This window comes from Acidovorax sp. GW821-FHT10E04 (assembly GCF_059415185.1).
In genome coordinates, this window is record NZ_JBWKMT010000005.1 from 389043 (window position 1) to 401676 (window position 12634).

A 12634-nucleotide genomic window follows, 5' to 3' on the forward strand; every position below is an offset into this window, starting at 1 on the left:
TCCATGTCATCTATTGATGTCAACAATGCACCGGCCGCGGATGGGACCCAGGGAGATCAGGACCTGGGTCCTTTGGCGTGGGTGCTTGACGAACTGCGCAAATCCCTTGACGGTGCTGTCAAGGCCATGCGCCGCTTTGTGCGCGATGCGGAAGCCGCCCGCGAGTCGGATCTCGCGGCGCTCGATGCCGGCCCGCTGCGCATTGCCCGGCAGCAGCTGCACCAGGCGTGCGGCGCCCTGGAAATGGTGGGCATGGGCCCGCCGGCGCTGGTCCTGCGGGCCATGGAGTCTGCCGTCCAGAAGTTCGTGCAGCGGCCCGAGACCTGCAGCGACGACGCCGCGGCCGTCATCGAGCGTGCGAGCTTTGCGCTGATCGAATACCTGGAAACCGTTCTGGCTGGCAAGGCGGCTTCGCCTGTTGCGCTGTTCCCCCAGTACCGCGACGCGCAGGCGCTGGCCGGCGCGGACCGCGTCCATCCTGCCGACCTGTGGCCTGTGGAGCGCAGGTTTCGCGAGCCCGAGGGTGCAGTGTCGGTCACGCCGCTGCCGTACGGTCCTGAAGCGCGCGCGCGCCTGGACGCCGCGGTGCTGCGAATCGTCAAATCCGGTGATCTGCGGGCCTCGTTGAGCCTGAGGGACACCTGCCTGGGCTTCGTGGCGGCCCAGCCGGACCGCCAGTCCCGCGCTTTCTGGAAGATCTGCGCGGGCTTCTTCGAGGCCTTTGGCTCCGGCCTGCTGCCCGCGGATGTCTACGTCAAGCGCGTGGCGTCCCGTGTGCTGATGCAGTACGCCACCCTGGCCAAGGGCGACACGACCATTGCAGACCGCCTGGTGCAGGACCTGCTGTTCTTCTGTTCCCAGGCCAGGCCGGCCGATGCGGCCGCCAGCGACGTGCCCTCGCTGCAGGCCGTGCGGCAGGCCTTCGCGCTGGACCGGTTCAAGCCGGTCGACTATGAAGCTGCGCGGTTCGGCCGTTTTGACCCCGCCATGCTGGCGCAGGCACGCAAGCGGATCGCCGCGGCCACCGAGACCTGGTCCGCGCTGGCCGGCGGGGACCGCAACAAGCTCAAGCCCGCAGCAGATCAATTCAGCCTGGTGTGCGACTCGCTGCGCAAGCTGCATCCCGGAAGCGAAAGCCTTGCGCAGGCCCTGACGCGCGCACTGGAATCCACCACCCGTTCCGGCGAACCGCCCTCGGCCGCCTTGGCCATGGAAGTGGCAACCTCGGTCCTGTACCTGCAGGCGGCCTTTGAAGAGCTGGATGCGGGCGACGACCAGATGGAAATCCGCGCGGGCAGGCTCGCGCAGCGCCTGGATGCCGTCGGCGCGGGCGCGGAGCCCGAGCCCCTGGAACAGTGGATGGAGGAGCTGTACCGCCGGGTCAGCGACAACCAGACCATGGGCAGCGTTGTCGACGAACTGCGCTCCACGCTCGGCGAAGCCGAGAAGGCGCTGGATCAGTTTTTCCGCAATCCGCAGGACACGGCGGTCCTGGCGACCGTCCCCGGCCATCTCGCGCAGATGCGCGGTGTGCTGTCCGTGCTGGGCCTGGACCAGGCGTCGCTCGCGGTGGTTCGCATGCGCGACATGGTGGAGCGCCTGCTCATCAACGAGGTGCCCGAGGCCGATCGCCAGGGTGTCTTCGAGAAGCTGGGCAACAGCCTCGGCGCGCTGGGGTTCCTGATCGACATGCTCAGCTACCAGCGCACCATGGCCCGCAAGCTGTTCGTGTACGACGAAGAGCTCGGTGAACTGCGCATCCTCATGGGCAAGACCCGTCCGCGTGCGTCGGATGCCGTGGAAGAGGCGCCGGCCAAGCTGGAAGAGCGGGCCGCCATCCCATTGCCCGACGTGGTGCCACGTTTTCCCGTGCCGGAACCCTTCGGCGAGCCCACGGATTTCGGATCCCTGCCTTCCCTGCCGGACATGCCGTCCGAGGTGGCCCCTGCGCAGCTGGCGCCGGTGGATCCGGGGTCGCTCGCACCCGACATTTCCTTTGATCTGCCCGTCGCCACAGAGGGCGGCGGCGCGCCGGTGCCCCAGGCGGCAGCGCCCGCGCCCGCAGCGGCGCAGGCACCGGAGATCGAGGATGAACTGCTGGAGGTCTTCCTGGAGGAGGCCCGCGAAGTGGTGGTCAATGGCCTGGCCGCCATCGACGTGCTTCAGGATGAGCCGGGCAACCTCAGCGAACAGACCACGCTGCGCCGTGCCTTCCACACGCTCAAGGGCAGTTCGCGGATGGTCGGGCTGAACGATTTCGGTGAAGCGGCCTGGTCCATGGAACAGGTCCTCAACGCCTGGTTGGCAGAGCAAAAGCCGATGCAGCCCAGCCTGCTGCAGCTGTCCTCGGACGCGCTGCGGGCATTCAGCCGCTGGGCGGACGATATCGCCGCGGGCCAGGCTTCGGGCTGGCAGCCAGACGCATTCCGCAAGTCCGCGGATGCCATGCGGCTCGACGGCACCTTGCTGCCGCTGGCCACCCCGTTCGCCAGCGAGGACAGCCCCCCGCAGGCTGCGCCCGTGCAGGAGCAGATGCAGGAAGCTGCGGCCCTGGACGGCGTGCCCATCGAATCGCTGGAGCCAGAAGCTGCAGACGCACCACAGGCGGTGGAAGAGGCGCTGGCCATCCCCGACTTCGAAGCCACCGAAATCTTCGACCACGCACCCGAAGTGCCGGCGGATCAGGCCGTGGCCTCCCCCGAGGTGGCCGAGGAGATCGATTTCTCCGTGTTTGCAGCCGCGCTGGACGAAGCGCCCGCAGACGCCGCGGTGATCGATCCTTCCAGTGCCGACTTCGTGCTGGATCTCGAACTGCCCGACCTGGAACCCGCCGTGGCGGCGCCTGAAGCCGAACTTCCGGCGCCAGCGACCGCGTTGTCCGACGAACTGACTGAGGACGAAGTGGCCGGGCTGCTGTCGGCGCAATCCCTGGATGCCGCCGAGCCGCTGGAAGCACCGGAGCCGGTGGAACTGGAGGCGCTGGAGCCATTGCCGGAGGCCGGTGCGCCCGAGCCCGAAGCCCTCGTGCCTGCCGAAGCGGTGGAAACCGTGGACCCCGAGCCCGTTGCTGCAACGCCGGAACTGGCCGAGGCCCTGCCGCTGGAAGACAGCAGCAGCGACGAAGCGGTCAAGGTGATTGACACGCTGCGCATTGGCATTCCGCTCTACAACGTCTATCTGAACGAAGCCGATGAATGGTCCCGCCGCCTGGTGACCTGCCTGCAGGAATGGTCGCTGGAACTGCACGAGCCCCTGCCGGACATCGCGGTGGCGTTGTCGCACTCGCTCGCGGGCAGCTCCGCCACCGTGGGCTTCAATGCCCTGTCCGAAATGGCGCGCGTACTGGAGCATGCGCTCCAGCACGTGACGTTGCAGTCTGGCGGCACCCAGGAACAGGCCCAGGCCTTCATGGCGGCGGCGGAAGATATCCGCCGGTTGCTGCACCAGTTCGCGGCCGGTTTCCTCAAGGAGCCCAGCCAGGAAGTGCTGGAGCAACTGCGCCAGATCCTGCAGACCGAGGTGGACAACACCCTGTCGCCGCCCGAAGAAGATGCGGAAGCCGCAGACGGGCTGGCGGTGGAGCCGGTGGCACCGATCGGCGCGGAAGCCGCGCAGCCGCTGCCCCCAGCCGAACCCGTACCCGATGTCCCCGCCGAGCTGACGCCCGTGCCGGTTCCCAAGGGGCATGTGGCGCCCGCGTTGTCCGCCGTGGTGCACGACCACGACCAGATGGTCGACGACGCGATTGCCCATGCCGTGGCGCTGGGTTCGGACGTGGATGACGACATCGATGCGATCGACGTCATCGATCCGGACCTGTTCCCGATCTTCGAGGAAGAGGCCGCGGAACTGCTGCCGCAGCTCGGTGGAGCCCTGCGCCAGTGGGCTTCGCGCCCGGACAACCTGGGTGCACGCAGCGAGGTGCTGCGGGCATTGCACACCCTCAAGGGCAGCTCGCGCCTGGCGGGTGCCATGCGTTTGGGCGAAATGGCCCACCGCCTCGAATCCGCCATCGAGCAACTGGACGCCGAGACCGTCACCTCCGACCAGATCGAGCCCCTGCAGGCCAGCTTTGACGGCCTGCAGGCCAACTTCGAAGCCCTGCGGACCATTGGGCAGAGCCCCGCCGACACGGTGGTGTCGCTGCCGGTCGAGGCCGTGCGCGCCAGTTCCCCGGTGGACCTGTCGGCAGTGCCGGTGGATGCGCCGGCACAGGCGCTGGCAACGCCGCCATCGGCGCCTGCCGTGCGCCTGCCGGCACCCTCCCAGCTTGCGCCGCTGCGCGTGGCGTCCAACCAGTCGGTGCGTGTGCGTGCGCAGCTGCTGGACCGCCTGGTGAACCAGGCGGGCGAAGTGATGATCAGCCGATCGCGCCTGGACGTGCGGCTGGGCCAGTTCCGCAGTTCGCTGGCCGACCTGTCGGGCAATCTGGACCGCCTGCGCCAGCAGCTGCGGGACATCGAGGTGCAGGCCGAATCGCAGATGCAGTCGCGCCTGGCCCTGTCCAAGGATTCGGCCGCTGGTTTCGATCCGCTGGAGTTCGACCGCTTCACCCGCGTACAGGAACTCACGCGCATGATGGCCGAGTCGGTGAACGACGTGGCCACCGTGCAGCGCAACCTGCAGCGCACCATGGAAGGCGCCGAAGACGACCTGATCGCCCAGGGCCGCCAGGCGCGCGAACTGCAGCGCGACCTGCTGCGCACCCGCATGGTGGAGTTCGAAGGCATTGCCGAGCGCCTGTACGCCGTGGTGCGCCAGGCCTCCAAGGAAACCGGCAAGCAGATCAAGCTCGATATCACCGGCGGCTCCATCGAGATGGACCGTGGCGTGCTGGACCGCATGACCCCGGCGTTCGAACATCTGCTGCGCAACTGCGTGGCCCACGGGATCGAGAACCCCGAGGACCGGGTCGCCGCGGGCAAACCGGCGTCCGGCACCATCACGGTGGATCTGCACCACGAAGGCAACGACGTGTCGGTGGAGTTCCGTGACGATGGCGCTGGCCTGAACCTGCCGCGCATCCGGGAAAAGGCACTGTCCCAGGGCTTGATCGAACCTGATGCGCAGCTGAGCGATGCCGAAGCGGCCAACCTGATCTTCACGCCCGGTTTCAGTACCGCCAGCGAAGTGACCGGCCTGGCGGGCCGGGGCATCGGCATGGACGTGGTGCGCTCGGAGATCAATGCACTGGGCGGGCGCATCGAGACCTCGACCGAGGCCGGCAAGGGCGCTGCCTTCCGCATGGTGCTGCCACTGACCACGGCGGTGACGCAGGTGGTGATGCTGCGTGCCGGCGATCTGGCGATCGGCGTGCCCGCCAACGTGGTCGAGATCGTGCGGCGCACCTCGGCGGCAGACCTTGAAGTTGCATACCGTACCGGCCATTTCGACGATGGCACGGAGCAGCTGCCGTTCTTCTGGGCCGGGGCGCTGCTGCAGGCTTCTGCGCGCAGCAACGAGCCGGCTGGCAAGACGCGACCTGTGGTGATTTTCCGCAGCGCATCGCAGCGCATCGCCATGCACGTGGACGAAGTGCTGGGCAACCAGGAAGTCGTGGTGAAGAACCTCGGGCCCCAGTTGTCCCGCCTGCCGGGCCTGGCGGGCATGTCGGTGCTCGCCTCGGGTGCCGTGGTGCTGATCTACAACCCCGTGGCGCTGGCCACGGTGTACGGCGATCAGGTGCGGGCAGCCCATGTGGATCTGCCTCCCGTGCTGGAGGCCGATGGTTCGGGCGCTGGCGGCAAATCCGTGGTGTCGCTCCAGCTGGCGGGCCCCAGCCAGGTGCCCCTGGTGCTGGTGGTGGACGATTCGATCACGGTGCGCCGCGTCACGCAGCGCCTGCTGCAGCGCGAAGGCTACCGTGTGGCGCTGGCCGCCGACGGCCTGCAGGCGCTCGAGCGGCTGCAGGAAGAGCGTCCCACGGTGGTGCTGTCGGACATCGAAATGCCCCGCATGGACGGCTTCGACCTGGCGCGCAACATCCGCGCGGACGGTGCGTTGCGCGACCTCCCCATCATCATGATCACGTCGCGCATCGCCGAGAAGCACCGCGAACATGCCATGGAGCTGGGCGTCAACCATTACCTGGGCAAGCCGTACTCCGACGAAGAGTTGCTGAGCCTCATTCAGCACTACGCACGCATCGCAGCCGCGGTGGAGGCCTGACCCATCGCGCGTCTCGCGGCCTGTGGCCGCGGGCAGGCCTGCCCTTCCCGGGGCGGGCCCGTGGCGCACTTCCTGCCTCTTCCGGGGCAGCCGCGGCGCCCGGCAGAGCGCTGCACCCCCTGAACATGGCAGAGCCGACCGTGTGCGCTATGCCACGCCACGCCGCGCGGGGGCTGGGCCGCGCTGGCGCGGGGCGGCCTCTCAGGCCGCCGCCGAGGTGACCATTGCGTAGCGCTCCAGCGTTCTTTGGCGTGCCGCCGCGTGGTCCACGATCGGCAGGGGGTAATTCTGGCCAAGTTGCACGGCCGCCTCCTGCAGCTCCAGGGGCCGCGCCGTCCAGGGCGCATGCAGGGCCTTGTCGGGCAATCCGGCGAGCTGCGGCAGGTAGCGGCGGATGAACTTGCCCTGCGGGTCGAACTTTTCGCTCTGGCTGACAGGGTTGAAGATCCGGAAGTACGGCTGCGCATCGCAGCCGCTGGAGCTGGCCCATTGCCATCCCCCATTGTTGGCGGCCAGGTCGAAGTCGTTGAGGTGGGTTGCAAAATAGGCCTCGCCCCGGCGCCAGTCGATCCCCAGGTCCTTCACCAGAAAACTGGCCACCACCATGCGCAGGCGGTTGTGCATGTAGCCCGTCTGGTTGATCTGCGCCATGGCGGCGTCGACCAGCGGGTAGCCGGTGCGGCCCGCGCACCAGGCCGCGAACAGGGCGTCCGCGTGGGGGCCGGTTTCCCAGTCGATGGCGTCGTAGGCCGGCTTGAAGGCATGCCCCACCACGTGCGGGTGGTGGTGCAGTATCTGGAAGTAGAAGTCCCGCCAGATCAGCTCGTTGAGCCAGGTGGCGGCGCCCGGATTGCCCTGGGCCGCGAGCTGGTGGGCCGCGTGCGCCAGCAGGCGCGGCGAGATGGTGCCAAACCGCAGGTGCACGCTCAGGTAGCTCGGGCCCTTGACCGCCGGGAAATCGCGGGTGGCCCCATACCGCGCGATGCGGCCCAGAAAGTCGTCGAACAGCTGCCGGGCCCCGCTGGCGCCGGTGGGCAGCCCTGGCTGCGCTGTTGTGCCTGCGGCGGGCACGAAGCCCAGTGCCGCCAGGCCGGGAATGGGCTTGCAGTGTTCCGCGGGCCGGGGCGCCAGCCGGTGCGCGTGGCGCTCCACGGGGTAGCTCTTGAGCTGGAAGGCGTCGATCCTCTTGAGCCAGGCGTTCTTGTAGGGCGTGAACACGCTGTAGGGCGTGCCGCTCTGTGTCAGCACCTCGCTGCGCTCAAGGATCGTGTGGTCCTTGGACGTGTGGAAGGCCTTGCCCATGGCCGCCAGCCGGGTGCGCACGAGGCTGTCGCGCGCGAGCGCCTGCGGCTCGTCGTCGTGGTTGGCGAACACCCCCTGCACGTTCAGCGCGCGCGCGAATGCGGGAACGGACTCGCTGGCCGCCGCGTGGGCCACGATGAGCCCTCCCTGCGCGTGGCCCGACAGCGCGCGCAGGGCCTCGTCCAGCTCCACCAGCGCCTCCCGGATGAACTCCACGCGCCGGTCGGCCCGGGGCAGGGCATCGAGAATCTCGCGGTCGAAAACGAAGAGGCAATGCACCTGCCGGCACTGCGTCAGCGCGTGGTGCAGGGCCGCCTGGTCATGGGCCCGCAGGTCGCGCCGGAACCAGACAAGGCCGCTGGGGTAGGAAGGCTCTGGAGAGTGCGCCATGTTCACCGTTAAAATTGGCAGATGTCTTCCGATTCTGCGCCCATCAACCTGACGCATCACTTCCTGATCGCGATGCCCGGTCTGGAGGATGAGTCTTTTGCGCGCAGCGTCGTCTACCTGTGCGAACACAGCGAGCGCGGCGCGCTCGGGCTCATCATCAACAAGCCGACCGACATCACGCTCAAGGGACTTTTCGACAAGGTCGACCTGTCCCTGCGGCGCGAGGACCTGAGCCGGGAACCCGTGTTCCAAGGCGGCCCCGTGCAGACCGAGCGCGGCTTCGTGCTACACGAGCCCATGCTCATGGACACGGCCGAAACGGACGAATCCGCCTACGCTTCCACCATGACCATTCCGGGCGGGCTGGAGATGACGACCTCCAAGGACGTGCTCGAGGCCCTGTCCACGGGCGCGGGGCCCCGCAGGGTGCTCATCACGCTGGGCTACTCGTCGTGGGGCGAGGGCCAGCTCGAGTCCGAGCTGGCCGAAAACGCCTGGCTCACCGTGGCGGCCGACCTGTCGGTGATCTTCGACACCCCGGTGCCCGAGCGCTACGACCGCGCCTTGTCGCTGCTGGGCCTCAAGGCCTGGATGCTGTCGCCCGAGGCGGGGCACGCATGACCGGCTTGCCCGCTCAGCCCGCCGTTCCCGCGCACTTCCAGACCTTTCTTGCTTTCGACTTTGGCCTCAAGCGCACGGGCGTGGCCACGGGCAACCGCATGCTGCGCAGCGCCACGCCGCAAGCCACGATCAAGGCCGAAGGCGACGCGCGTTTCGTTCAGGTCGCGCAGCGCATCAAGGAATGGCAGCCCGACGCGCTGGTGATCGGCGTGCCCTACCACCCCGACGGCGCGAGCCACGAGAACACCGAACGTGCGCTCAAGTTCGGGCGCCAGCTGCGCGGCCGCTTCGGCCTGCAGGTGTTCGAGGTGGACGAGCGCTACAGCACCACCGAGGCCATCGCCGGCGGTGCCAAGGATGCGGACGCCGCTTCGGCCTGCATCATCCTGGAACAGTTTTTGAGGAACCTCCCATGAGCAGCAACCCATCCCCCGGCGCGTCCGGCAGTCTCGTGCTGGATGCCGAGGCCCTGTACCGCGAGCTTTTGCGCGGCGTGCGCAGCCTGTGGACCCCCACGACGCGCCTGGCGGGCATCGCCTCGGGCGGTGCCTGGCTGGCCGAGCGCCTGCAGAAGGACCTGGGCCTGGAGGGCGCGCCCGGCGTGCTGTCTTCCGTGATGCACCGCGACGATTTCGCCCAGCGCGGCCTCTCGGCCAGCGCGCAGACCTCGCTGCCGTTCGACGTGAACGGCGCCGACGTGCTGGTGCTCGACGACGTGCTCTACACGGGCCGCACCATCCGCGCGGTGGTCAATGAGCTGTTCGACTACGGCCGCCCCGCCAGCGTGCGCCTGGCCGTGCTGGTGGACCGGGGCGGGCGCGAGCTGCCCGTGCAGGCCGACTTCGCCGCGGCCCGCGTGGCCCTGCCCGCCGCCCAGTCGCTGGCCCTGGCGCGTGGCGACAGCGGTACCTTCCACTTCCAAGTCAAAGAGGCCTGACCGTGCTGAAGAAGCGCAACCCCCAACTCAACGGCAACGGCGAACTCATCCACCTGCTGTCCATCGAGGGCCTGCCGCGCGACATCGTCACGCACATCCTCGACACGGCCGCCAACTTCGTCTCCGTCAACGACCGCGAGGTCAAGAAGGTGCCGCTCTTGCGCGGCAAGAGCGTGTTCAACCTGTTCTTCGAGAACAGCACGCGCACGCGCACTACGTTCGAGATCGCGGCCAAGCGCCTGTCGGCCGACGTGATCAACCTCGACATCGCGCGCAGCTCGGCCAGCAAAGGCGAATCCCTGCTCGACACCATCGCCAACCTCAGCGCGATGGCGGCTGACATCTTCGTGGTGCGGCACAGCGAATCGGGCGCGCCCTACCTCATTGCCCAGCACGTGGCACCGCATGTGCACGTGATCAACGCGGGCGACGGCCGGCATGCCCATCCCACGCAGGGGCTGCTGGACATGTACACCATCCGCCACTACAAGAAGGATTTTTCCAACCTCACCGTGGCCATCGTGGGCGACGTGCTGCACTCGCGCGTGGCGCGCTCGGACATCCACGGCCTGACCACGCTGGGCTGCGCCGAAGTGCGCGTGGTGGGGCCGCGCACCCTGGTGCCGTCCGACATGGCGCAGATGGGCGTGCGTGTGTGCCACACGCTCGAAGAAGGCATCAAGGACGCGGACGTGATCATCACGCTGCGTCTGCAGAACGAGCGCATGAGCGGCGCGCTGCTGCCGTCGAGCCAGGAGTATTTCAAGAGCTTCGGCCTCACGCAGGACAAGCTGCAGCTGGCCAAGCCCGATGCCATCGTGATGCACCCCGGCCCCATCAACCGGGGGGTCGAGATTGACTCCGCCGTGGTCGATGGCAAGCAGAGCGTGATCCTGCCGCAGGTGACTTTCGGCATCGCTGTGCGCATGGCCGTCATGTCCATAGTGGCGGGGAACGAGGCGTGATGCCCGGAATGAATGCTCCTGTTTTCATAGCTTCTAGCGCTTATCCAATAAGCGCTAGCAGCCAATTTGGCTTCAAATCATGAAGATACTGATCCAGAACGGCCGTGTGATCGACCCCGCTTCGGGCCTCGACCAGACCTGTGACATCGCCATCGCGGCGGGCCGCATCGTCGGCGTCAACCGCGTGCCGCCCGACTTTGCGCCCAAGCGCGTGGTGGACGCCACGGGCTGCATCGTGCTGCCCGGCCTGGTGGACCTGGCCGCGCGCCTGCGCGAGCCCGGCCACGAGCACGAGGGCATGCTCGAATCCGAGATGGCGGCCGCCGTGGCCGGAGGCGTGACCAGCCTGGTGTGCCCGCCCGATACCGACCCCGTGCTCGACGAACCGGGCCTGGTGGAGATGCTCAAGTTCCGTGCCGAGAAGCTGCACCAGTCGCGCCTGTTCCCGCTGGGTGCGCTCACGCGTGGCCTCGCCGGCGAGGTGCTGACCGAGATGGCCGAGTTGACCGAATCGGGCTGCGTGGGCTTCGGCCAGGCCGAAGTGCCCCTGGCCAGCACCCAGGTGCTGCAGCGCGCGCTGCAGTACGCCGCCACCTTTGGCTACACCGTGTGGCTGCGCCCGCAGGAAATGCACCTCGGCAAAGGCGTGGCCGCCAGCGGTGCGCTGGCCACGCGCCTGGGCCTGTCGGGCGTGCCCGTGGCAGCCGAGACCATTGCGCTGCACACCATCTTCGAGCTGCTCAAGACCACTGGTGCGCGCGTGCACCTGTGCCGCCTCAGCAGCGCGGCCGGTGTCGAGCTGGTGCGCCGGGCCAAGGCCGAGGGACTCAACGTGACCTGCGACATCAGCATCAACACGCTGCACCTGACCGAAAACGACATTGGCTTCTTCGACAGCCGTGCGCGCTTGACGCCCCCGCTGCGCCAGCAGCGCGACCGCGATGCCCTGAGCGCGGCGCTACTGGATGGCACCGTCGATGCGCTGGTGTCCGACCACACCCCTGTTGATGAAGACGCCAAGACCCTGCCGTTCGCCGAGGCCGAACCCGGTGCCACGGGTCTGGAGCTGCTGCTGAGCCTGGCGCTCAAGTGGTCGCAGGACAGCGGCGTGCCGCTCGTGCGCGCGCTGGCCACGGTCACGTCCGAACCCGCGCGCGTGCTGGGCAGTGCCCTGGGCACGCTGCAGGCCAGCGTGGGCCAGATCGTCGAAGGCGGCGTGGGCGATCTGTGCATCTTCGACCCCCAGGCTGCGTGGACCGTGCAGGACGATGCGCTGCGCAGCCAGGGCAAGCACACGCCGTTTTCCGGCTACGAGCTGCCAGGCAGGGTGCGCATGACGCTGGTGGGCGGGCAGGTAGCGTACGGGTGACCCCCCTGTGCCGCTTCGCGCCATCCCCCGAGGGGGACGCCACCGGTGGTCCGGCAGGGCCGGTTCCACGGTGGCACCCGTATCGGCCAGGCCCGTTGCGTGGGCCGTGGACATGGCGAATCGCCACGGACGGCTGAGATGAGGCATCTGCGCGCCTGCTGGCGCCTGCTGCGCCTGCTGGGCCACATCGCCAAGGGGCTGGCCATCGTGGCGCTGCGTTTTCCGGCGCTGTCACCCGATCAGCAGCACGCGCGGGTGCAGGTGTGGTCGTTGCAACTGCTGGCCCATGCCGGCATCAGCCTGCGCATCGTGGGGCAGCCGCCAGTGGCGGGGCCGGTGATGCTGGTCGCGAACCACATCTCGTGGCTTGACATTCCCGTGATGCACGCGGCCCGGCATTGCCGCTTCGTGTCCAAGTCCGACGTGCAGGGCTGGCCGCTGATCGGCACGCTGGCCACCGCCGCCGGCACCCTCTACATCGAGCGCAGTTCGCGCCGCGATGCGCTGCGCATGGTGCGGTCCATGCACGAGGCGCTGGAGCGCGGCGAGGTGCTCGCGGTGTTTCCCGAGGGCACCACGGGCGATGGCCGCGAGATGCTGCCGTTTCATGCCAACCTGCTGCAGGCCGCCGTCACCGCCAGCGCGCCGGTGCAGCCCGTGGGCCTGCGCTTTGCCGACAGGGCCACCGGCGCCACCAGTTTCGCGCCCAGCTACATCGGCGACGAGACCCTGGTGGGCTCGATCTGGCGCACGCTGTGCGCGCCGTCCATCGACGCCGTGGTGCACTACGGCGACCCGCAGCCGGCCGAAGGCCGCGACCGGCGCGCATGGGCGCAGCACCTGCACGACACCGTCGACCAGTTGCGGAAAACCTGAGGCGGC

The 12634-nt window shown here is 68.5% G+C and carries 8 protein-coding genes; 7 read left to right on the forward strand and 1 reads right to left on the reverse strand.

Annotated features, from left to right (window positions below):
• Window positions 1-3 precede the first annotated feature (3 nt).
• On the forward strand, window positions 4-6168 hold the full coding sequence (locus tag AC07OC_RS18035; RefSeq protein ID WP_218339668.1) for a hybrid sensor histidine kinase/response regulator: 6165 nt from the start codon (window positions 4-6) through the stop codon (window positions 6166-6168).
• Between the two features lie 201 nt (window positions 6169-6369).
• Here AC07OC_RS18035 and AC07OC_RS18040 read toward each other — a convergent pair whose 3' ends face one another.
• Complete coding sequence (locus AC07OC_RS18040) at window positions 6370-7860, reverse strand: cryptochrome/photolyase family protein (protein ID WP_218339667.1); 1491 nt, start codon at window positions 7858-7860, stop codon at window positions 6370-6372.
• Window positions 7861-7881: 21 nt separating this feature from the next.
• On the opposite strand from AC07OC_RS18040, the gene AC07OC_RS18045 reads away from it, so the two are divergent.
• From AC07OC_RS18045 to AC07OC_RS18070, 6 genes are all read left to right on the forward strand, one after another.
• Window positions 7882-8481, forward strand: a complete 600-nt coding sequence (locus tag AC07OC_RS18045) for a YqgE/AlgH family protein (RefSeq protein ID WP_218296023.1) — start codon at window positions 7882-7884, stop codon at window positions 8479-8481.
• Window positions 8478-8897, forward strand: coding sequence for a Holliday junction resolvase RuvX (ruvX, locus tag AC07OC_RS18050; RefSeq protein ID WP_010459507.1), 420 nt, complete (start codon window positions 8478-8480; stop codon window positions 8895-8897). The genes AC07OC_RS18045 and ruvX overlap by 4 nt, the downstream gene beginning before the upstream one ends.
• Window positions 8894-9418 carry a bifunctional pyr operon transcriptional regulator/uracil phosphoribosyltransferase PyrR gene (pyrR, locus tag AC07OC_RS18055; RefSeq protein WP_218296021.1) on the forward strand — a complete coding sequence of 175 codons (525 nt, stop codon included), beginning with the start codon at window positions 8894-8896 and terminating at the stop codon, window positions 9416-9418. The genes ruvX and pyrR overlap by 4 nt, the downstream gene beginning before the upstream one ends.
• A gap of 2 nt (window positions 9419-9420) precedes the next feature.
• The gene (locus AC07OC_RS18060; protein ID WP_218339666.1) at window positions 9421-10383 is read left to right on the forward strand and encodes an aspartate carbamoyltransferase catalytic subunit; all 963 of its coding nucleotides are present in this window, start codon (window positions 9421-9423) and stop codon (window positions 10381-10383) included.
• 79 nt (window positions 10384-10462) lie between these two features.
• On the forward strand, window positions 10463-11752 hold the full coding sequence (locus tag AC07OC_RS18065) for a dihydroorotase (protein WP_218296019.1): 1290 nt from the start codon (window positions 10463-10465) through the stop codon (window positions 11750-11752).
• 138 nt (window positions 11753-11890) lie between these two features.
• The gene (locus AC07OC_RS18070; RefSeq protein WP_218339665.1) at window positions 11891-12628 is read left to right on the forward strand and encodes a lysophospholipid acyltransferase family protein; all 738 of its coding nucleotides are present in this window, start codon (window positions 11891-11893) and stop codon (window positions 12626-12628) included.
• Window positions 12629-12634 lie beyond the last annotated feature (6 nt).

Coding starts and splice junctions, on each gene's coding strand:
- AC07OC_RS18035 (WP_218339668.1), top strand. CDS start 4: ATGTCATCTATTGATGTCAACAATGCACCGGCCGCGGATGGGACCCAG.
- AC07OC_RS18040 (WP_218339667.1), bottom strand. CDS start 7,860: ATGGCGCACTCTCCAGAGCCTTCCTACCCCAGCGGCCTTGTCTGGTTC.
- AC07OC_RS18045 (WP_218296023.1), top strand. CDS start 7,882: ATGTCTTCCGATTCTGCGCCCATCAACCTGACGCATCACTTCCTGATC.
- ruvX (WP_010459507.1), top strand. CDS start 8,478: ATGACCGGCTTGCCCGCTCAGCCCGCCGTTCCCGCGCACTTCCAGACC.
- pyrR (WP_218296021.1), top strand. CDS start 8,894: ATGAGCAGCAACCCATCCCCCGGCGCGTCCGGCAGTCTCGTGCTGGAT.
- AC07OC_RS18065 (WP_218296019.1), top strand. CDS start 10,463: ATGAAGATACTGATCCAGAACGGCCGTGTGATCGACCCCGCTTCGGGC.
- AC07OC_RS18070 (WP_218339665.1), top strand. CDS start 11,891: ATGAGGCATCTGCGCGCCTGCTGGCGCCTGCTGCGCCTGCTGGGCCAC.